This is a genomic window from Rhizobium sp. SG741, assembly GCF_012275435.1.
GTDB classification, from domain to species: Bacteria; Pseudomonadota; Alphaproteobacteria; order Rhizobiales; family Rhizobiaceae; genus Rhizobium; species Rhizobium lusitanum.
In genome coordinates this window covers 220,147-241,201 of sequence record NZ_JAAZQP010000007.1, presented here as the reverse complement: position 1 = coordinate 241,201, position 21,055 = coordinate 220,147, and the positions used below count along the sequence as shown (strand labels likewise).

Here is a 21,055-nt window from a genome sequence, read left to right as displayed (position 1 = left end):
GCCATCGTCCGAGCCGGATCGGTAAACGAAACGATAAGCGTGCGGCCCGACGCCCAGGAGGAAAGCGTCCAAGTCACAGATTCGGCGTCGCATGCGTGCCAAAACGGGACAGATGCGCGTGGCACGATTTCTGCTTGATGAGTGCTATTTCGGGAGTCCGCAATGATCCAGCGCCGCGCCTTCATCGCCTCTGTGGCGGCTTCTGCCGCCGCCGGCCTGTTTGCGCCCCGCCTTTTTGCTGCGCCGCTTGCCGGGATGAACGGCGCCGCGCTGCGCGGCCCGATCGACGCCATCGCCTACAAGGCGACGCCGGGCACGAGCGACATCAAGAGCGGCAAGCTGCAGGCGATGATCGACAGTGCCGCGCGCAACAACGTGCCTCTCCTCCTACCGCCGGGCAACTACACCGTCTCGAACCTGACGCTGCCTGATAATACTCGCATAACCGGCGTGCCCGGCGCCACGCGCCTCGTCTATGGCGGCGACGGCCACCTGATGAACGCCGATAAGGCCAGGCGCGTCGAGCTTTCCGGCATCGTCTTCGATGGCGGCAATCGCTGGCTTGCCGACTATGCCGGTGGTCTCCTGCAATTCACCGGCGTCGACGAGGTGCTGATCGACAATTGCTTGATTGCCGGCAGCCGCAAGCATGCGCTGCAACTGGAGCGCTGCGGCGGCCGGATCGAGCGCAGCCGCATCTCCGGCGCCGCCGAGGCCGGCATCTACTCCGTCCAATCGGCCGGATTGACGGTCACAGGCAATAGCGTCGAGGATTGCGGCAATGGCGGCATCCTCATCCATCGCTGGGAGAAGGCCGAGGACGGCAGCAGCGTCACTGACAACCGCATAGCCCGCATCGGCGCCAATGGCGGCGGCACCGGCCAGAACGGCAACGGCATCAACGTCTTTCGGGCCGATGATGTTCTGGTTTCCGGCAACCGCATTGCCGATTGCGCCTTCACTGCGATCCGCGCCAATTCGGCATCGAACGTCCAGATATCGGTCAATCAATGCCTGCGCTCCGGCGAGACGGCAATCTTCTGCGAATTCGAATTCCAAGGCGCCGTCATCAACAACAACCTGATCGACGGCGCGGCAAACGGCATTGCCGTCGCCAATTTCGACAAAGGCGGTCGGCTCGCCACCGTGACGGGCAATATTGTCCGCAACCTGTCGCTAACGGCGCCTTACACTCAGGAAAGCGGTTTCGGCATCGGGATATCGGCCGAGGCCGACACGCTGATTGCCGATAACGTCATCGAAAACGCCCCGCTTTGGGGCCTGAAACTCGGCTGGGGGCCTTATCTCCGCAACGTCGTCGCGACGGGCAACATTATCCGCCATGCCGGCATCGGCTGCGTCGTATCGGTAGCGGATGGCGCCGGCTCGGCGCTCATCTCAGACAATCTCTTCCAGGAGATGGAGAAAGGCGCGATCATGGGTTTTCGCTGGGACAAGCCAGCTTCCGGCGATCTGGCGGCGGGAAACGGCGAGTTCCCGCAACTGACTATCGAACGTAACAGGGTCGTCTAGGCCTCTCGCCAGTTCGGCGGTCGCTTTTCGAAGAAGGCGGCAACGCCCTCCTTTGCCTCCTCGCTCTCCCACGCATCCGCCAATTGCTCGACAACGTGATCGATCATGCCATCGGTAATCGGCCTGCCGACCGAGCGAGCCAGCGCCTTGGCGCGGGCTGCAGCTTGCGGAGACGCGGCAAGGAAATGGCGGACTTCCGCTTCGACGGCCTCGTCCAGCGCCTCCTCGGGGACGACACGGGAAAGCAGGCCGGCGGCATGCGCTTGCCAGGCATCGATGATCTTGCCCGAGAGGAAGAGCGGACGGGCATTCGCCTCGCCGATGCGGGCCACGACATAGGGGCTTATGGTGGCGGGGATGATGCCGAGGCGGACCTCCGTCAGACCGAAGCGTGCCGTGGACGCGGCAATCACCAAGTCACACACGCTGAGGATGCCGATGCCACCACCGAAGGCATTACCGTGGACACGCGCGACCAGCGGCTTGGGCAATTCGTTCAATGCCTTGAAAAGCATGGCAAGCCGGCGAGCCTCAACCATGCGCCCGGCGCGCGTTGCGTCGAATTGGGCGCGCATCCAACCGAGATCGCCGCCAGCGCAAAAGCTTTCCCCCTCGCCTGCAAGCACGACGACGCGGACAGTTTTGTCGTGGCCGAGATCATGGATTGCAGCGGTCAAGTCATCGATCATCTCTGCCGACAGGGCATTGTGCTTTTCCGGGCGCGCCAGCGTCAGCTGGGCGACACCACGCTCATCGACAAGGACATGGATCGTTTTCGATATCATGCGGCACTCCTCAGGCTTCGCGCGAAGGCAGCGGCTCGGCCGAGCTTCTCTTCGTCAAGGCCGGTCCGGAAGCCGCGCGAAACCAGATAGTCATGCACGGCCACCGTATCGACATTGCCTTTTGCGCCAGGTGCGAAGGGGCAGCCGCCGAGGCCGCCGGCGGCGGCATCGAACACCCGCAAGCCGCGCTCCAGGGCAACAGCGATATTGTCGAGCGCGCGCCCGGACGTATCGTGAAAATGGCCGGCGAGTGCTGCGACGGGAAGTTCGGCCAGAACCGCCGCGAGCATTCTGTCGACGGCCTCCGGCGTTCCCTTGCCGATCGTATCGCCGAGGCTGATTTCATAGCAGCCGAGCGCCCGCAATTGCCAGGCAACATCGGCAACCTTCTCCGGCGATACCGGGCCTTCATAAGGGCATTCGACGACGCAGCTGACATAGCCGCGCAGAGGAAGGCCGTGATCGCGGCTCGCGGCCGCCACCGGCCGGAAGCGCTCGATGCTCTCGGCTATGGAGCAATTGATATTGCGCATGGAGAATGTTTCTGAAGCAGATGCAAAGATCGCCACTTCGTCGGCACCGGCCGCAAGTGCCGCCTCGAAACCCTGCATGTTCGGCGTCAGCGCCGCATAGCGCACACCTGGTCTACGCTCTATCCCGGCCATTACGGTGGCGGCGTCGGCAAGCTGCGGCACCCATTTCGGGCTGACGAAGCTGGTGACCTCGATGCGCTCGAAACCGCAATCGGAGAGCAGGTTCACCAGCTCGATCTTTCTTGCCGTATCGATGGGTTGCTTTTCGTTCTGCAGACCGTCACGCGGAGCCATCTCGACGATCGTGACATGGTCGGAGGGCTCTTCAATCATGCCATATCCTCCGGGCGGAGCAACAGAAGGACGGCGCTCTCACTGGTCTGATCGCCCTCGCCGACATGCAGGCTCTCCACGACGCCATCGCGCATAGCCGTCAGCGTCAATTCCATTTTCATGGCCTCCATGATGATCAGCGCCTGCCCCTTGGCCACCGCCTCGCCCTCGCGGACGCGGACGATCTTGACGAGGCCCGGCATCGGGGCGATCAGTCGATCGCCGCCGGCGGTCGCCTCTTCGCCGCCGTCCAGCGGATCGAGCCGATGGAAATGATGCGTGCGCCCGTCGAGGAACAGCGTCATGCCATGCGATGCCTCGAAGATATCGACGCTCGACTGCCGGCCGTCGATCTCGACGCGACGGACACCATTGCCATCTGCCATGAGGCGGACCGGAATGGTGCGGTCATCGAAGGCGACGCTGAAAAGCTGCCCGCCTTTTGCGATCACGCGGCAATTCGTCTGCTCGCTGCCGAAATGCAGCGTCACGGGCCGGCTCATTTCGCCCCAGAGCTGCCAGGCGCCGAGCGCATGCCAGGGATCACTTCCATCGAGCCGGGCAAAGCCGCCTGCCTCGACAATGGCTGCAATAGCGAGCGCCGCATCGTCAGGCTGTTGCGCCGATGTCAGGGTCTCCGCTTCCCGGTCGATCAGCCCCGTATCCGGACGGCCGGCGCAGAAATCCGGCTGGCGGCTGAGGCGAATGAGGAAATCGAGATTGGTGGTGGCTCCCGCCACCTGCGTCTGCTCCAAAGCCCGCGTCAGCCTGGCAAGTGCTGCCTGGCGATCCGGCGCGTGAACCGTCAGCTTGGCGATCAGCGGATCGTAGTGCGGCGTGATGCTATCCCCCTCGCGCACGCCCGCATCGATGCGGACATCGCCATCGGGAAACCTCAGATGCGACAGCGTGCCGGTTGCCGGCAGGAAGCCGCGCGATGGATCCTCTGCGTAGATCCGCGCTTCGAAGGCCCAACCGTTTATCGCAAGTTCGGCCTGCGTCTTCGGTAAAGGCTCGCCACCGGCAATCCTTAACTGCCATTCCACCAGATCGACGCCGGCAATCGCCTCGGTGACGGGGTGTTCGACCTGCAGACGGGTATTCATCTCCATGAAGAAGAAGTGATCCGGCGACAGGCCGTTGGACACATCGGCGATGAACTCGACTGTGCCGGCACCGCGATAGTCAATGGCCCGTGCCGCCCGTACCGCCGCCTCGCCCATGGCGCTGCGCATCTCCTGCGTCATGCCGGGCGCCGGCGCCTCCTCGATCACCTTCTGGTGCCGGCGCTGCAGCGAGCAATCGCGCTCGAAGAGATGCACGACATTGCCCTGGCTATCGCCGAAAACCTGGATTTCGATGTGGCGAGGCTGGATGAGATATTTTTCGATCAGCACGGCATCATCGCCGAAGGCCGATTTCGCCTCGCGCTTTGCAGCTTCCAGCGCGGCCGGAAAATCGTCAGGCCGATCGACACGGCGCATGCCCTTGCCGCCGCCGCCCGCCCGTGCCTTGATCAACACGGGAAAGCCGATGCTACCAGCCTGCTCGATCAGGAAGCCCGGCTCCTGCCTCTCGCCGTGATAACCGGGCACGACGGGCACGCCGGCCCGCTCCATCAGCGCCTTGGCCGCATCCTTGAGGCCCATGGCGCGGATCGAGCCCGGCGAAGGGCCGATGAAGACCAGTCCGGCCTTCTCGACCGCCTCGGCAAAATCGGCATTTTCCGACAGGAAGCCATAGCCGGGGTGAATGGCTTCCGCGTTGGCCCGCCCGGCGGCCGCGATGATCTTCTCCTTCGAAAGATAGCTTTCGCCGGCGGCGGCCGCGCCGATATGGATGGCTTCATCGGCCAGCGCCACATGCATCGCGCCGATATCCGCATCCGAATAGACGGCGACCGTGCGAACGCCCAGGCGTCTTGCCGTCCGGATGATCCGGCAGGCGATTTCTCCGCGATTGGCGATCAGTATCTTCGAAAACATCAGCGGACCCTATTGCGCGGCGATGACCTCGACTTCGAGAAGCCAGGCCGTATCGAAAATACCGGCAATCACCACCGTCATGGCCGGCGTGAGCGAACCCAGATATTCGCTGCGGATCTCGCGGTTCTCCATCGTGTGGTGACGATCGGCAAGAAAGGTCGTCACCTTGACGATATCGGCCTTGCCCATGCCGGCCGCTTTCAACTGGGCATCGATATTAAGCCAGACCTGGCGGGCCTGGGCCTGGAATCCCTCGGGAAGCGCATCGTCGGCGGTCGTCGGAATCTGGCCGCTGATGAACAGCAGTTTCTCGAAATTCTCGAGCTTTACCGCCTGGGCATAGCCGCCGCGCGGCTGCGGCGCATTCTTGGCATTGATGGTATCGCGTTTCATCTCAATCTCCTCACATTCTGAACAGGCCAAAGCGTGTGTCTTCGATCGGCGCATTGAGCGCGGCCGAAAGCGATAGAGCCAGTACGTCGCGGCTCTTGCGCGGGTCGATGATGCCATCGTCCCAAAGCCGGGCCGAGGCATAGAGCGGGTGGCTCTGGATCTCGAACATCTTGAGCGTCGGCGCCTTGAAGGCGGCCTCTTCCTCCTTCGTCCAGGGCTTGCCGGCACGGGCCAGCGCCTCGCCGCGCACCGTTGCAAGCACACCGGCCGCCTGCTCGCCGCCCATCACTGAGATGCGGCTGTTGGGCCAGGTCCAGAGGAAGCGCGGCGAATAGGCGCGGCCGGCCATGCCATAATTGCCGGCGCCGAAAGAGCCGCCGATCAGCATGGTGATCTTCGGCACTTTCGTCGTCGCTACCGCCGTCACCAGCTTGGCGCCGTTCTTGGCGATGCCCTCCGTCTCGTACTTTCTGCCGACCATGAAGCCGGTGATGTTCTGCAGGAAGACCAGTGGGATCTTGCGCTGCGAGCAAAGCTCGACGAAATGGGCGCCCTTCAGCGCCGATTCCGAAAACAGCACGCCATTGTTGGCGATAATGCCGACGGGAATGCCGTGGACATGGGCAAAGCCGCAGACCAGCGTCGCACCATAGCGGGCCTTGAACTCATCGAAGCGCGAACCGTCGACGATGCGGGCGATCACCTCGCGCACGTCATAGGGCGTGCGCGGATCGGAGGGGACGATGCCGAGGATTTCTTCCGGATCGTAAAGCGGCGGCTCGGGCGCGCACAGTTCGACCGTCATGGGCTTGCGGCGATTGAGATTGGCGACCGCCTGCCGCGCCAGGGCAAGCGCATGCGCGTCGTCGCGCGCCAGATGGTCGGCAACGCCGGAAAGACGCGTGTGGACATCACCGCCGCCGAGATCTTCGGCCGAAACCACTTCGCCGGTCGCCGCCTTCACCAGCGGCGGGCCGGCGAGAAAGATCGTCCCCTGCCCTTCGACGATGATGGCCTCATCGGACATGGCAGGTACATAGGCGCCGCCTGCGGTGCAGGAGCCCATGACCACTGCGATCTGCGGAATGCCGGCCGCCGACATATTGGCCTGATTGTAAAAGATGCGGCCGAAATGATCGCGGTCCGGAAAGACCTCATCCTGGTTCGGCAGATTGGCCCCGCCGGAATCGACCAGATAGAGGCAGGGCAGATTGTTTTCCGCCGCGATCTCCTGCGCCCGCAGATGCTTCTTCACGGTGACCGGATAGTAGGTGCCGCCTTTGACCGTGGCGTCGTTGCAGACGATCATGCAATCGCGGCCGGAAACACGACCGATGCCGGCAATGAGCCCGGCGCCCGGCGCGTCGCCGCCATAGAGGCCATGGGCTGCCGTCGTGCCGATCTCCAGAAACGGTGTTGCGGGATCGATCAGTCCCATCACCCGGTCGCGCGGCAGCATCTTGCCGCGGCTGACATGACGCTCTCGTGCCTGCGCACCGCCGCCTTCCGCCGCCTGCAGGGCTGCAGCGTCCGCCACGCCGATCGCCTCCAGCATGGCGACGCGATTGTCCCTGAAACGATCCGTATGCATCGATATCTCTGATTTCAGGACGGTCATGCGGCTTCACCGTTAATGGGAATGGAATTGCGCAATCAGGCAGTTTCGGCGAACAGTTCGCGGCCGATCAGCATGCGCCGGATTTCGGAGGTGCCGGCGCCGATCTCGTAAAGCTTGGCGTCGCGCAGCAGCCGGCCGGCGGGATAGTCGTTGGTATAGCCGTTGCCGCCGAGCGCCTGGATGCATTCGAGCGCAAGAGCCGTCGCCTTTTCGGCGGAGTAGAGTATGCAGCCAGCCGCATCCTTGCGGGTCGTCTCGCCGCGGTCGCAGGCGGCGGCGACCGCATAGACATAGGCGCGCGCGGCATTCATCGTCACATACATGTCGGCAAGCTTGCCCTGCATGAGCTGGAACTCGCCGATCGACTGGCCGAACTGCTTGCGCTCATGCAGATAGGGCAGCACGACATCCATGCACGCGGCCATGATGCCGACGGGACCGCCTGATAGTACGACGCGCTCGTAATCAAGACCCGACATCAGCACGTGGACGCCGCCATCGATCTGGCCGAGCACATTTTCCTCCGGCACTTCGCAATCCAGAAAGATCAGCTCCGACGTATTCGAACCGCGCATGCCGAGCTTGTCGAGCTTCTGGCCGACCGAAAAGCCGGCGAACCCTTTTTCGACGAGAAAAGCGGTGATCCCGCGCGGTCCGGCATCCGGCGATGTCTTGGCGTAGACGACGAGAACATCGGCGTCCGGGCCGTTGGTGATCCACATCTTGCTGCCGTTCAGTAGATAACGGTGCCCGCGCTTTTCGGCTTGCAGCTTCATCGACACCACGTCCGATCCCGAGTCCGGTTCCGACATGGCAAGCGCGCCGATATGTTCGCCGGAAACCAGCTTCGGCAGGTAGCGCTCCTTCTGCGCCGTCGTGCCGTTGCGGTGGATCTGATTGACGCAGAGATTGGAATGGGCGCCATAGCTCAGGCCGACGGAAGCGGAGGCGCGGCTGATCTCCTCCATCGCGACAGTATGGGCGAGGTAGCCGAGACCGGCGCCGCCATAGTCGTCGTCGACGGTGATGCCGAGCAGGCCAAGCTCGCCCATCTCCCGCCACAGATGCGTCGGGAAACTGTTGTTGCGATCGATCTCGTCGGCAAACGGTGCGATGCGGCGGTCGGCAAAGCGGCGCACCTGATCACGCAGCGCATCGATCTCCTCGCCAAGTGCGAAGTTCAATCCCCCTTCAAACATCCGGCTTCTCCTCCCGTGCTTCCCAAACGCATCTGTCGATAAGCTTGTTTCATATCCGCCCCGAAGCCGTCAGGCTGCATCGGCCGGAACACGTTGCTTCTCCCGCGGCGCCTCATAGGCCTTCAGCTTGTCGGCTATTTTGGCCATGATCTTCCGGGCAGCCTCCTCCTTGACCGGGCCGAAGCCTCTTATCTCATCGAACAATGAGAGGATGGCAAGGGCTTCCGTCTCGTTGTCGTGATTGAGGCCCGCAAGCACGCGCCCGGCGATGCCTTCATATTCAGTGATCAGCCGGCGCTCCAGCCGGCGCTCCGCCATGTAGCCAAAGGGATCGAGGGCCGTGCCGCGCAGCCGCTTCATCGGCGCGAGCATGCGAAGAAGCGGCAGAATCCAGGCGCCGAATTCGCGCTTCTTCGGCCGGCCGTTCGGATCCTTGCCGCCGAGAATGGGCGGGGCGAGATTGAGGGCCAGCTTGAAATCGCCCTCCATCTCGTCGCGCAGATGCGCTTCGAAGGCCGGATCGGTCAGAAGCCGCGCCACCTCGTATTCGTCCTTGTAGGCCAAGACCCTGGCATAGGTGACGGCAACGGCGAAGGGCACTTTGTCCGAAAGGCGCTCCCTTGCGGCCAGGGCGTTGGCGCGGTCGACGAAGGCGGCGTAGCGGTCGGCAAGCGCGGCGTCCTGATAGGCTGTCAGATGCGCCTTGCGATGCCTGATAAGTTCTTCGAGGCTCATTTCCGCCAGCGTCTTGCCGACATCCGGCTCGGCCATCATGTCGTGTACCGATTGCGGATCATGGGCGAGAAGCCTGCCCCAATGGAAGGCCGCGAGGTTGGCCTTGACGGCGACGCCGTTGAGCTCGATCGCCTTTTCGATCGCTTCGAGCGACAACGGCAACAAGCCGCGCTGCCAGGCAAAGCCCGTCAGCATGATATTGGTCGACATGGCATCGCCGGTGACCTCGGTGGCGACATGGCCGAAATCGAGGAAGACGGACTTATCGCTCACAGTCTTGGCAATCGCATGCTGCACCGAGCCGACCTTGAAATCGAAATCGCGGTTGCGGACTAAATCGGCGACCGGCATCAGGCCCGTATTGACGATGGCCGTGGTGCGCGTCGACGAGCAGAGCGTGATCGCATCCTTGGATGCGCCGACCACCTCGTCTGCTGACAACAGCAGGTCGGCGCCGCCATTGACGATGCGCGACGAGGTGACGTCGGCCTGATTGAGGCCGATGCGAAGATGGCTCATGACGGCGCCGCCTTTTTGCGCGAGGCCGGCCATGTCGAGGATCATCGGCACTTTGCCGTCGAGATGGGCAGCCATGCCGAGAATGGCGCCGATGGTCAGAATACCGGTACCGCCGACGCCGGCAATGGCGATGTTCCAGGGCCGTTCGCCGACAATGGGGATCTCCGGCAAGGGCATTTCGACATCCGCGTGTTCCAGCGCCTTCCGCTTGCGGCGCTTGCCGCCATGGACTGTCACGAAGGAAGGGCAGAAGCCTTTGACGCAGGAGAAATCCTTGTTGCAGCTCGACTGGTTGATCTGGCGCTTGCGGCCGAATTCTGTCTCCAGCGGCTCGACGGAAATGCAGTTGGATTGCATCGAGCAATCGCCGCAGCCTTCGCAAACCGCCGGATTGATGAAGACGCGCTTGGCCGGGTCTTCCATCAGGCCACGGCTCCTGCGGCGGCGCTTCTCTGCCGCACATGTCTGCACATAGACGATCGCCGAGCAGCCCTGCGTCTCGCGCAGCGTCAGCATTACCTGATCGATATGGTCGCGGTGCAATACCTTGACGCCAGGCGCAAGCTCGGAGGCCCGATAGACGCCGGGATTGTCGGAGAGCAGGTAGATCGGCGTGACGCCCTCGTCGTGCAGCTGCTTCGTCACCAGCTCCGGCGTCAGATAGCCGTCTATCTGCTGCCCGCCGGTCATCGCGACGGCATCGTTGTAGAGCAGCTTGTAGGTAACGTTGACCTTGGCGGAAACGGACTGACGGATGGCGAGAATGCCGGAGTGGAAATAGGTGCCGTCGCCGAGATTGACGAACATGTGCTTTTCGTCGGTGTAGCGGGCAATCGCCGTCCAGGGCACACCCTCGCCGCCCATCTGGGTGAAGGTCTCGGTGTTGCGGTCCATCCAGGTGACCATGTAGTGGCAGCCGATGCCGGCGATGGCGCGGCTGCCCTCGGGGACGCGGGTGGAGGTGTTGTGCGGACAGCCGGAGCAGAAGAAAGGCGTGCGGTTCACCGGCGCGACATGGCTGCGGCTGATCTGGCCGCGCTCGGCAAGGTAGGCGAGTTTAGCAGCGATACGGTCGTGCAGCGAAGGGTCGAGATCGAGCTTGACGATGCGCCCGGCGATGGCTCTGGCGACAGCGCCGACGGTCAGTGCCGCCGAGAGGCTGAGATAGGGTTTGTCGTGTTCGTCGAATTTGCCGACGATGCGCGGGCGGACATCGGCGCGCCAGTTGAAGAGCTGCTGCTTGATCTGGTTTTCGATGATCTCGCGCCGCTCCTCGACAACGAGCACCTCGTCCAGCCCTTCGGAAAAATGCCGCACGGCCTCCGGCTCCAGCGGCCAGGGCATGCGGACCTTGAGGATGCGCAGGCCGATCGCAGCCATTTCCCTCGGACCGATCTCCAGTTCGCGCAGCGCCTGCAGCACATCCTCATAGGCCTTGCCCGAGGAGATGATGCCGAAGCGGGCATTGGGCACGTCATGGGTGATTTCATCGACGCGATTGGCGCGGGCAAAGGCGATGGCGGCATAGGCCTTGTAGGTCTGCAGACGATCGTCCTGCACCAGAGGCGGATCGGGCCAGCGAAGATTGAGGCCGCCGGGCGGCAGCTCGAAATCGGTCGGCAGCACGAATTGCCGCTTTTCGCTCGAGAGATCGACGGCAGCCGTCGTCTCGACGGTGTCAGCAATGAACTTCATGCCGACCCAGCAGCCGGAATAGCGTGACATGGCGATGCCGAGCAGGCCGTATTCGAGAAATTCGTGAATGGAGGAGGGATAGAGGACCGGAATAACAGCCGACATGAAATCATGGTCGGTCTGGTGCGGAATCGTCGAGGATTTGGCCGAATGGTCGTCGCCGGCGAAACACAGGACGCCGCCGTGCTTCGATGTGCCGGCGGCGTTGGCATGTTTCAGCACGTCGCCGGAGCGGTCGACGCCGGGGCCTTTGCCGTACCAGATGCCGAGCACGCCATCCTTGCGCGCACCGGGTGACAGCCCGACCTGCTGCGTGCCCCAGACGGCGGTGGCCGCAAGATCTTCATTGATGCCGGGCTGGAAGGTGACGTCGTGGGCGTCCAGGTAAGTCTTGGCTTTCAGGAGCTGCTGGTCATAGCCGCCGAGGGGTGAGCCGCGATAGCCTGAAATGAAGGCTGCCGTATTGAGACCGGCGGCGTGGTCACGCCGCATCTGGGTCATGGGCAGTCGAACCAGCGTCTGCAGGCCGGTCATGAAAACGCGGCCTTCCTCTGCGGTATATTTGTCGTCTAGCGATACGCTGGTTGCAAGCATCTGCTCTCCTCCCGAGATCGCAGTCACCAATTGCGGGTATTTCACCGAATGCCTCCTACCGCACCCGACGAAACCACAACCCCAATGTAACATGCACGGGCGCTAATTTCCGAACGAAGGCTGGGCATCGGCAGCATGATTTGCAAAGATTTCGGGCGGCTTGCGGATATTTTCGTGCTTGCCCCCAGCGCCCGCCATCCGCCTCGCCCTTCGAGGCTCCAGCACCCGGGCTAACTGCCGCCGTTCATCTCAGCGCTCTCTCTCCAACCCTCATGGTGAGAGGTGCCTTGCCGGCGACGCGGCAGGGCACCTCACCACGAGGGTTGGCCAGGCGGCCCACCGCTCATCAAAAGCTTTGATCTCAGATATCAGCGCAAGCCTCTTCCGTTTGACAGGACGCACGCATAACGTCCTGCCGACTCAAAAATCGGAGAACGACATGCTGACGATCTATGGCGTTTATCGCTCGCGCGCATCGCGCAACTACTGGATGGCTACGGAGATCGGCATAGCGTTCAACTCCGTGCCGGTCATCCAGGCTGGGCGCGTCGCCAATCCGCTTGCCGCCGATGCCCCGATCAACACGATGTCGCCGGAGTTTCTGGCCATCAATCCGATGGGCATGATCCCCTGCATCAAGGACGGTGATCTCGTCATGCATGAATCGCTCGCCATCAACCTTTACCTTGCCCGCAAATATGGCGGCCCGCTCGCCGGCAAGACTGTCGAGGAGGAAGGCATGATGTCTATGTGGACCATGTGGGCGGCGACCGAAGTCGAACCCTACAGCGTCGCGATCGTCCGCATCTATGACAATGCCCAGGAGAACAGCGAGCCCGGAAAGGCCGGGATCGCGGTTGCTTGCCGCTCGCTGAAGAAGCCGTTGGATGTGCTGGAAAAGCACCTGCAAAACCAGGACTACCTCGTCGGCAACCGCTTTACCGCCGCCGATCTCAACCTGGCGGAAGTGCTGCGCTATGCGCAGACGGAGCAGGAACTCTTCGACGCACGACCGAAGGTAAAAGCCTGGATCGAACGCTGCCAGTCACGCGACGGCTACAAGGCCATGCAGGCAACCCGCGGCAAGGAGCCGGTCTGAGTCCCCGCTATTGGAAGAGACGCATGCTTTCTTCCATCTCCTCGCGGATCCAGGCCTTGAAGGCGGTGACCTTCTGCGCCTCGCGCACGCCTTCGGCGGTGATGAAATAATGGCCGAAACCGGTTCTGGCGCGGATGCCGAAGGGGTCGACGAGGCACTTCTGCTCCAGCGCATAGGCTGCCAGCGTCTGCCAGGCGAGCATCGTGCCCTGCCCCGCCATGGCAGCGTCCAGGCAGAGTGATGCGTCGTTGAAGATATGCCGCTCCTCCATGCAGCGGCCGGAGAGGCCAGCCTCGCGAAGCCAGACGTCCCATTTGAACATCGCGTGTCCGTCGATGACGGCAGGCACTTTCAATAGGTCGGCGGGCTCGCGAAGCGTCGCGGCGATCTGCGGCGTGACGACCGGAAAGATCTCCTGCGCCAGCAACAGCTCGGACTTGACGCCCGACCAATGCCCGCTGCCGACCCGGATGCCGATATCGACATCCGAGGTTGCAGGGTTGACCAGCTGCGTGGTGGCATCGATGCGCAAGCGGATATCCGGATGGCGGCCTGCGAAGCGATCAAGCCGGTACACCAACCAACGAGCAGCAAAAACCGGCGCAACTGAAATTGTGAGGATATTGTCGTCCCTGTGCTGCGCAAGGGCGACTGCAGCCGACAGCGCCTGAAAGCCCTCCCGAAGCCGCGCCAGTATCGAAGCTCCCGTCTCCGTGACCGTCATGCCCTTGGGCGTGCGCTCGAACAGCGGCCGGCCCAGCTGTGCTTCGGACTTGATGACCTGTTGGCTGACGGCGCCGATCGTCACGCCGAGCTCATCAGCGGCGGCTTGCAAGGAGCCCAGCCGACCGACCGCCTCGACGGCGCGAAGACCATTCAGATGAACGCTGTTGAGATTCTTCATATAGATTATCTATATCAGCATCTCGTCATTCTCAATTGCATAAAGCGGTCATAGCCGCGATTATTGCAGCATGGAATTGAAAACTGCCGCCGCCCGACTGGCCGATGCCCTCATGGTTGCATCGATGCGGAGATCCAAGGAGGCATGCCATGTCTATATTGAAGCTTTTCTTCAGTCATTTACTGGATGAGGCTCGCGAAGAAGAAAGCGATCCCCTGCAGCATCCTACACTCGCGGCCATGTCGCTTGAGGAGTTGGCCGACTTGCCGCTGATGCCGGAAAATCTGGGGCGGCCTATGGACAAGCGTACCGTTCATCCGGAAGAATGCGCGTAAGAGAGACCCTATATCCCCGGCACGAGCATGGCCTCACCTGTCGACATCGATAGCATCGCTGCCCGCCTGCAGCAGCTCATCACGCAGGCGCAGTTGCCGGGCGTCGAACCTGGTGCGCATTATGGCTTGCCCGCCTTCAAAGTCGGCGGCAAAGCATTCGTTACGGTCAAGAACAACGAGACCGTCGTGCTGGCCATCCCCATCGACCGCAAGGAGCAATTGATGGAGATGGCGCCGGAGATTTATTTTCAGACCGATCATTACGTCGGCTGGCCGTCCCTGCCCCTGCGCATTACCGCGATCGGCGACGAGGAACTGCAGCAGCGCTTGATCGAGGCGTGGCAGTACCGCGCGCCGAAGAAGCTTCTGGCGGCATTCCGCCAGATGTGATCAGCCCTTCTCGACGGCAAGCGCTCTCTGAACGGCCGGGCGCTCGAGCATGCGAGCATAATGAGCGCTGACCTTCGCGAAACCGTCGCGATCAACGCCGTCGCCGGGCAACCAGGTTTCCATGGTGAAGAGATAGCCGTCTGCGACGGTATATTGCTCGCCCATCACCCAAGGCCCCTTCAGCATCTTGTCTTCGATCAATGCGAAGCTTTCGGCCATGGTCTGCGGCACTTTTGCCTTCATCGTCTCGATTGCCGCCGTATCGTCGGTCCAGCGATAGCCGCGTCCCTTGTGCGAATGGTTCACATGGACGGTCGAGACAATATAGCTGTTGAAGGCCTGCATCTCAGCAAATTCAAAGGGATCGTCGAACGGTGCCAGTTTTGCTGCCGGCGCGATCTGAGCGATATAGGTCATGATCGCAATATTCTCAGTGATGACGCCTCTGTCGGTCACCAGTGCCGGCACACGTCCCTTGGGGTTGATGGCAAGATATTCCGGCTGGCGCTGATCGCCGTTGGCAAGGATGAGACGCCGGGGCTCATAGGCAAGACCGGCCTCTTCCAAGGCGATCAAACTGGCGAGCGCGCAGCTGCCCGGTGCAAAATAGAGTGTGAGCATGTTCCATTCCTTGGTTGGATTCCAGCGGAAAGCTAAAGGCAACCTGGCAAATACGGAAGTGGCTGGCGTTGATAGCCGCTACAAAAGGTTTTGATCGATCAAGCCGGCATGCCCATCCGCATGACATGGGATCACGAGGATGGGCGGCTAGCGATCAGGCGCAGCCGGGCACGTCTTCCAGCTTGTACCAGACGGGAATGCCGCGCTCGCGGGCGATGCGGACATCATTGTCGGCGCCCTTGGACTCGCCCGGCAATCTCAGAACACCCTCGCAAAGCTGAAGCAGGCGACCGGCGGTCGGATGGAAGATCTCCTCATAGAGGTCGTCGCCGATACTCCTGCCGCCGGCGGCATGCCAAACCGGCAAGGCCACCCATTCGCCGATGACAGGCAGATGCCCGGCCTTGAACAGGGCATAGGACGGCGCCTCCAGGCGCTTGAGATTTTCGGCCATTTTAACGGGGTTATCCCCGGTGCCGGAACGATAGGGGCCGGCGATCAGGATCAACATGTCACATCTCCTTTTCCTCCTGCTTACTGCAGGAATTTGCACGAATATGCGCATATTTTCTTGATTGTCGACTCTATTCTGATAGATTCATGAAAATTCATGAATTATCGTGCGGAAACAAACATGCTCACCAGCCAAAGAAAAGCTCTCATTCTCGATATTCTGCGCCGTGACGGCCAAGTCATCGCCAAGGCGCTGGCCGATGATCTCGGCCTCTCCGAGGACACGATCCGCAGGGACCTGCGGGAAATGGCTGGGGAAAAACTGCTGAAGCGGGTGCATGGCGGCGCACTGCCGCTTTCGCCCGACCTGCCGGACTTTTCGGCCCGGCAAAGCGTCTCCTCGGATGAGAAGCGGCGGCTCGGCGCCTATGCGGCTGGCATGGTTCGGCCTGGCCAGACCGTATTCCTCGATGGCGGCACCACCAACGCAGAGATTGTCCGTCACCTTCCGAAAGATCTGCCCGTCACCATCGTCACCCACAGCCCGACGATTGCCGGCGAGCTGGAACATCATTCCGCCGCCGACGTCATTCTGATCGGCGGCAAGCTCTACAAGCATTCGATGGTGGCAACGGGCGCCGTGGCCATGGCGGCAATCGCTTCGATAAGGGCGGATACGTTCTTTCTCGGCGTCACCGCCATCCATCCCGCTCGCGGATTCTCGACCGGTGACTTCGAGGAGGCCGCCATCAAGCGGCACATCGCGCAATGTTCGGCGGAAACCTATGTGCTGGCAACGCGCGAGAAGCTGAATGCCGCCTCTCCCTGCCAAATCCTGCCGATGACGAGCGTCTCCGGCTTGATCGTATCGTCCGATATCCCTGAGGAAAGCCTGGCTCCCTATCGCGATGCGGAGGTGCCCCTCTTGACGGCCTGATGAAAGTGCCACCATTCAACAGCCGGAAAAAATGCGGCATTGGAAATTGCTTCGCAATGATCATGATCCGGCCGAAGATTGATCCTATGCCGGCCTGATACCAGTGCATTTCAAGAGCATCCCAAAGAGGTTACGATCGCATATGAATGAGCGCCGGATTCATCAGCTCTTCGAAATCAGCGTCCTGTTGAAGGGCGCGCATGCATTGATCGAATGCATCGGCGGCATCGTCCTTGGGCTTGTCAGCACCGAGTCGATCCTCCGGCTGGCGAACAGGGTCTCACAGCCCGAACTGCTCAACGATCCGAAAGACTTCGTTGCGACGCATCTGCTTGCCTGGGCGCAGGGTTTCTCCGTCGGCACCAAGAACTTTTATGCCTATTACCTACTGAGCCACGGGTTGGTGAAGATACTGCTCGTCATCGGTTTGCTCAGAGGCAAGATGTGGGCCTACCCGGCATCATTGGTGGCTTTGGCGCTTTTTATCGCCTACCAGCTCTACCGCTTCACCGAGACGCACGGCATCGGGCTCATCATCCTCACCGTCTTCGATTTGGTGGTGATGATCCTGATCTGGCAGGAATACAGAATCGTGCGGCGGCACGTGCCGGCCGAATAGAACGACAATCGAGCGGAATCAGCTGGGGAATACTACGCCATCAAAGCCGCCGCCGGCCTGATATCCCCGACATGGATGCCGTTCCAATTCCTGAACGGTCTGTTGGCCATGGCCATAAGGCCGGCGTGAACTTCGCCATCTTTTTCGAAGAAACGGGAGAGCGCCGTCGTCACCATAACTTCGGCGGCGCGACCATTGCCGTCGTCGCATTTGACTGAGATGGCGATGCCCTGTTCGGGGATTGCAGCGCAAAAGACGCCTTCGGCGCCGGTCTTGGCAAAGATGCGGCCGGGGGCGATCTGCATCAGCTTCGTGCAGGCGCGGTCGGTGCCGGCAACGTAAAAAGGCTCGGCCATGCAGGCCTCGAACAGCCGGCGTGACGCCTTGGCGCGCAGCGGCTCCAGGCCGACGCCGGTTGCCATCTTGGCAAAGCCGTGCGCCAGCCCCTTGAGCGGTACGGCATAGGTCGGGATCGAGCAGCCGTCCGTGCCGCAATTGTCATGGCCGAGAACCGCCCCGGTGAGGCTTTGCATCGTCTCGCGGATCTGCTGCTGCAGCGGATGGTCGTAGCCGACATAACCTGTCGGATCGATACCCTGATGGCAGCAGGCGCAGACGAAGCCCGCATGCTTGCCCGAGCAATTGTTGTGCAGCGCCGTCGGCTTGTCGATGGTGCGCGCCTGATGGATGACCGTCTTCAGATCGGAAGACCAATGCGCGCCACATTCGAGCGTGCCGACATCACGACCGGCGCGGGCGAGCATGGATGCGGCGAGCGCGACATGCTCATCCTCGCCATTGTGGGAGGAACAGGCAAGCGCCAGCTCCCTGTTGCCGAAACCGTATGCATCGGCGGCACCGCTTTCGACCAGCGGCAAAGCCTGCATCGCCTTGCAGGCCGAGCGGGGAAACACGCCCCGTTCGATATCGCCGACCGAAAAGACCAGCTTCCCCTCTCCGTCGACCGCAACGACGGAGCCGCGATGGCGGCTCTCCCCCAGGGCACCACGGGTGACTTCGACGCAGACGGGATTGGACATGACGGAATGCAGCCTCTGATTTGCCGGGATGGCCAGTGATAGCCGCTGCACCCCGGATTGCCAATCTCCGATGACATCAACGGCTCTCAAAAAGACCCCAGCCGAGACTGCTCCGAACCCTTGGCTGCGGCGAGAGGTTCCGCCGCCGTCAAATCCAATTTTCCAAGTTATAACTTGTTTTAATTTCGCAGTGATGTAATTTTCCAAATTATAACTTGGAAAATAATTACCCTACTAGGGAAACGCCGAGGATCTTCCGGTGTCGAGCATCGAAAACACCATGCCGCCCAAACCCGCCTCCCTCTTCACGCTATTCTCGCCAAGGCTCTTGCCTGCGACGCTGATGCTCGGCGGTGGCGTTACGCTCTATGCCGTGGAAGCCTATATCATGGCCACGGTTGCACCTTCGATCGTTCGGGATATCGGCGGCCTGGAGCTGTTTTCCTGGATGACGACGCTTTTCGTCGCCGCTGGCGTACTCGGTTCAATCACCGTCGCAACGAGGCCGAAAGGCATGGGTCTGCGTGCTGTCTATATCACGGCCGCCATCCTATTCGGCGCTGGCAGCCTGATTTGCGCCGCCGCGCCGGCAATGCCGGCGCTGTTGGTCGGTCGCGCCGCGCAGGGCTATGGCGCCGGCATGCTGTCCGGTCTCGCCTATGCCTTCATTCGCTTCGTCTATCCCGAGCCTCTGTGGCGCAAAGCGTCCACGCTCTATGCTGCCATCTGGGGCGTAGCGACAGTGCTCGGACCGACGCTGGGCGGCTTCTTTGCCGCCGGAGGCGCCTGGCGCGAGGCCTTCATCGTCCTGGTGCCGCTGACCCTGGTCATGGCAGTTTCAGCACGGTGGCTGCTGCCTGACGTCGCCGACGACCGGGCGGGCGGCAAAACGCCGCTTATCCAAATCGTGCTTCTGCTGACCGCCGTCCTGCTGGTCAGCATCGCCGGCACGAGCGGGCATGGATCCTATAAGATCGTGTTGATCGCCGTTTCGATCCTGCTCGTCACGGCGATGGTCATGATTGAGCGCAACAGCGACACACGGCTGCTTCCTTTTGGCACCGCCATGATCACCAACCCGATCTCACGGCTCTATCTGACGATGTTCACGCTCATGCTGGTGCTGACGAGCGATATCTACATCCCCTATTTCCTGCAGACGCTGCATGGCGTGACGCCCCTGATCTCGGGCTATCTCGTTGCGCTGGTAGCGCTCGGCTGGACGATCGGGGCTTTCTTCAGCGCCTCGTTTTCGCGCAGGCAGGCGGCCGTCGCCATCGTAACCGGCTGCATCCTTGAAACGGCCGCCACCGCATCCTTGATCCCATTCATGGCGACCACCGCTTCCTTTGGCGATCTTGTCCAGCTCGCGCCCGCCGTCGCCGCCATGTTCCTGATGGGCTTCGGCGTCGGCATCGGCTGGGCACATCTCGTCACCAGGATCATCAGTATCGCCAGCCGGGCCGAGCAGGACAAGGCATCGGCAGCGATCTCGATGGTTCAGTCGCTCGGCGGCGCATTCGGTGCGGCGCTCGCCGGCGTCATCGTCAACGGCGCGGGACTGACCCATCCGGGCGGCATTGCCGGAAGCCTGTCAGCGGCGACCTGGCTCTACGCACTGATGGCACTGCCCGGCCTGATCGCCATCGCCATGTCCGTGACGATCAAGCCAGCTTCAGCATGATCTTGCCGATATGGTTGCTGGTCTCCAGCAACCGGTGCGCCTCGATCACATCGTCAAAGGCAAATACCCGATGAATGACGGGGGCAATCGTGCCATCGTCCAGCAGCGGCCAGACCTGGGAGACAAGGTCGTCGCGGATGGCCCGCTTTTCCTCCGCCGTGCGCGGGCGCATGGTCGACCCGGTCACCGTCAGGCGCTTGACCATGATCGGCTGCAGATTGACCTTGTCAGCCACGGCGCCGCCGAGGAAGGCGATGATCGAGAGGCAGCCATCGCGGGCGAGCGAGGCCAGATTCTTCTCCAGATAGGCAGCGCCGATCATATCGAGGATGATATCGACGCCATGGGTCGTTTCCGCCTTGATGACCTCCGCAAAATCCTCTTGCCTGTAATTGATGGCCCGCTTCGCGCCGAGCTTTTCGCACGCCTCGCACTTTTCTTTCGATCCGGCCGTCGTGTAAACAGTTGCGCCGAAAGCGCGGGCAAGCTGGATCGCCGTCGTGCCGATGCCGCTGGAGCCGCCATGGATCAGCACGCTTTCGCCTTCGGTCAGGCCGGCCATCTGGAAGAGATTGGCCCATACGGTGAAGAAGGTTTCGGGGACCGCCGCGGCGCGCACTGCATCATAGCCATTGGGAAATCGCAGGGCCTGACCGGCCGGCAGCACGCAATATTCGGCGTAGCCGCCGCCGTTGGCAAGGCCGCAGACCTTGTTGCCAATGGCGAATTCCTTGACGCCGGGGGCGACGTCGACGACCTCGCCGGCTATTTCGAGGCCGAGTATCGGGCTGGCATCCTTGGGCGGCGGATACGTGCCCTGCCGCTGCGCCACATCCGGCCGGTTGACGCCGGTGGCCTCGACACGAACCAGGATCTCGCCTGCTTTCAGAACCGGCAGAGGCTTCCGGGCGATGGTCATGACCTCCGGTCCGCCGAAAGACGGCAAATCCACGAAACGCATTTCAGACGGCAAGGGCATGGCGCATTTTCCTCTCCAGTAAAGCAGTGGAGATAGTTTAGCGCAGGGCGCTTGAAAAGGCGCGAATGCGGG

At 62.0% G+C, this 21,055-nt stretch carries 19 protein-coding genes; 7 read left to right on the top strand and 12 right to left on the bottom strand.

The window, feature by feature from the left end:
* Positions 1–162: 162 nt before the first annotated feature.
* On the top strand, positions 163–1,533 hold the full coding sequence (locus tag FHT29_RS19605) for a TIGR03808 family TAT-translocated repetitive protein (RefSeq protein WP_168600052.1): 1,371 nt from the start codon (positions 163–165) through the stop codon (positions 1,531–1,533).
* Here FHT29_RS19605 and FHT29_RS19600 read toward each other — a convergent pair.
* The 7 genes from FHT29_RS19600 to FHT29_RS19570 all read right to left on the bottom strand — a co-directional run bounded on the left by FHT29_RS19600 (position 1,530) and on the right by FHT29_RS19570 (position 11,967).
* A complete protein-coding gene (locus tag FHT29_RS19600) occupies positions 1,530–2,318 on the bottom strand; it encodes a crotonase/enoyl-CoA hydratase family protein (protein WP_168600051.1) in 789 nt (262 codons plus the stop codon). The two genes, FHT29_RS19605 and FHT29_RS19600, sit on opposite strands and share 4 nt — an antisense overlap.
* Complete coding sequence (locus FHT29_RS19595; protein ID WP_037193609.1) at positions 2,315–3,184, bottom strand: hydroxymethylglutaryl-CoA lyase; 870 nt, start codon at positions 3,182–3,184, stop codon at positions 2,315–2,317. The genes FHT29_RS19600 and FHT29_RS19595 overlap by 4 nt, the downstream gene beginning before the upstream one ends.
* Complete coding sequence (locus FHT29_RS19590; protein WP_168600050.1) at positions 3,181–5,169, bottom strand: acetyl/propionyl/methylcrotonyl-CoA carboxylase subunit alpha; 1,989 nt, start codon at positions 5,167–5,169, stop codon at positions 3,181–3,183. The genes FHT29_RS19595 and FHT29_RS19590 overlap by 4 nt, the downstream gene beginning before the upstream one ends.
* Positions 5,170–5,178: 9 nt before the next feature.
* Positions 5,179–5,562 (bottom strand): RidA family protein, encoded by a 384-nt coding sequence (locus tag FHT29_RS19585; protein ID WP_047559598.1) that lies wholly within the window; start codon positions 5,560–5,562, stop codon positions 5,179–5,181.
* 10 nt (positions 5,563–5,572) lie between these two features.
* A complete protein-coding gene (locus tag FHT29_RS19580) occupies positions 5,573–7,180 on the bottom strand; it encodes a carboxyl transferase domain-containing protein (RefSeq protein WP_168600049.1) in 1,608 nt (535 codons plus the stop codon).
* A 35-nt stretch (positions 7,181–7,215) separates the two neighbouring features.
* Positions 7,216–8,379, bottom strand: a complete 1,164-nt coding sequence (locus FHT29_RS19575; protein ID WP_168600048.1) for an isovaleryl-CoA dehydrogenase — start codon at positions 8,377–8,379, stop codon at positions 7,216–7,218.
* A 69-nt stretch (positions 8,380–8,448) separates the two neighbouring features.
* The gene (locus FHT29_RS19570; protein WP_348644869.1) at positions 8,449–11,967 is read right to left on the bottom strand and encodes an indolepyruvate ferredoxin oxidoreductase family protein; all 3,519 of its coding nucleotides are present in this window, start codon (positions 11,965–11,967) and stop codon (positions 8,449–8,451) included.
* A gap of 394 nt (positions 11,968–12,361) precedes the next feature.
* Here FHT29_RS19570 and FHT29_RS19565 point away from each other — a divergent pair, with 394 nt between their 5' ends.
* A complete protein-coding gene (locus FHT29_RS19565) occupies positions 12,362–13,021 on the top strand; it encodes a glutathione S-transferase family protein (RefSeq protein ID WP_047559587.1) in 660 nt (219 codons plus the stop codon).
* 7 nt (positions 13,022–13,028) lie between these two features.
* On the opposite strand, the gene FHT29_RS19560 is transcribed toward FHT29_RS19565, so the two are convergent.
* Positions 13,029–13,925 carry a LysR substrate-binding domain-containing protein gene (locus tag FHT29_RS19560; RefSeq protein ID WP_037193594.1) on the bottom strand — a complete coding sequence of 299 codons (897 nt, stop codon included), beginning with the start codon at positions 13,923–13,925 and terminating at the stop codon, positions 13,029–13,031.
* 149 nt (positions 13,926–14,074) lie between these two features.
* Here FHT29_RS19560 and FHT29_RS19555 point away from each other — a divergent pair, with 149 nt between their 5' ends.
* Together FHT29_RS19555 and FHT29_RS19550 are read left to right on the top strand one after the other, a co-directional pair.
* On the top strand, positions 14,075–14,260 hold the full coding sequence (locus FHT29_RS19555) for a hypothetical protein (protein WP_047559584.1): 186 nt from the start codon (positions 14,075–14,077) through the stop codon (positions 14,258–14,260).
* A 27-nt stretch (positions 14,261–14,287) separates the two neighbouring features.
* Entirely contained in the window at positions 14,288–14,650 is a 363-nt protein-coding gene (locus tag FHT29_RS19550) for an MmcQ/YjbR family DNA-binding protein (RefSeq protein ID WP_047559581.1), read from the top strand.
* On the opposite strand, the gene FHT29_RS19545 is transcribed toward FHT29_RS19550, so the two are convergent.
* Together FHT29_RS19545 and FHT29_RS19540 are read right to left on the bottom strand one after the other, a co-directional pair.
* Positions 14,651–15,271 (bottom strand): glutathione S-transferase N-terminal domain-containing protein, encoded by a 621-nt coding sequence (locus FHT29_RS19545; protein WP_047559578.1) that lies wholly within the window; start codon positions 15,269–15,271, stop codon positions 14,651–14,653.
* 154 nt (positions 15,272–15,425) lie between these two features.
* Complete coding sequence (locus FHT29_RS19540; RefSeq protein WP_047559575.1) at positions 15,426–15,782, bottom strand: NUDIX hydrolase; 357 nt, start codon at positions 15,780–15,782, stop codon at positions 15,426–15,428.
* A 123-nt stretch (positions 15,783–15,905) separates the two neighbouring features.
* Here FHT29_RS19540 and FHT29_RS19535 point away from each other — a divergent pair, with 123 nt between their 5' ends.
* Together FHT29_RS19535 and FHT29_RS19530 are read left to right on the top strand one after the other, a co-directional pair.
* Positions 15,906–16,661: a DeoR/GlpR family DNA-binding transcription regulator gene (locus FHT29_RS19535; RefSeq protein WP_047559781.1), complete on the top strand. Its 756-nt coding sequence runs from the start codon at positions 15,906–15,908 to the stop codon at positions 16,659–16,661.
* A gap of 142 nt (positions 16,662–16,803) precedes the next feature.
* Positions 16,804–17,280: a DUF2127 domain-containing protein gene (locus FHT29_RS19530; RefSeq protein ID WP_052212500.1), complete on the top strand. Its 477-nt coding sequence runs from the start codon at positions 16,804–16,806 to the stop codon at positions 17,278–17,280.
* A 32-nt stretch (positions 17,281–17,312) separates the two neighbouring features.
* Here FHT29_RS19530 and FHT29_RS19525 read toward each other — a convergent pair whose 3' ends face one another.
* Positions 17,313–18,320: an asparaginase gene (locus FHT29_RS19525; protein ID WP_047559572.1), complete on the bottom strand. Its 1,008-nt coding sequence runs from the start codon at positions 18,318–18,320 to the stop codon at positions 17,313–17,315.
* Positions 18,321–18,579: 259 nt separating this feature from the next.
* Here FHT29_RS19525 and FHT29_RS19520 point away from each other — a divergent pair, with 259 nt between their 5' ends.
* On the top strand, positions 18,580–20,004 hold the full coding sequence (locus FHT29_RS19520; RefSeq protein WP_047559569.1) for an MFS transporter: 1,425 nt from the start codon (positions 18,580–18,582) through the stop codon (positions 20,002–20,004).
* Here FHT29_RS19520 and FHT29_RS19515 read toward each other — a convergent pair.
* A complete protein-coding gene (locus FHT29_RS19515) occupies positions 19,985–20,983 on the bottom strand; it encodes an NAD(P)H-quinone oxidoreductase (RefSeq protein ID WP_047559566.1) in 999 nt (332 codons plus the stop codon). The two genes, FHT29_RS19520 and FHT29_RS19515, sit on opposite strands and share 20 nt — an antisense overlap.
* Positions 20,984–21,055: the final 72 nt, after the last annotated feature.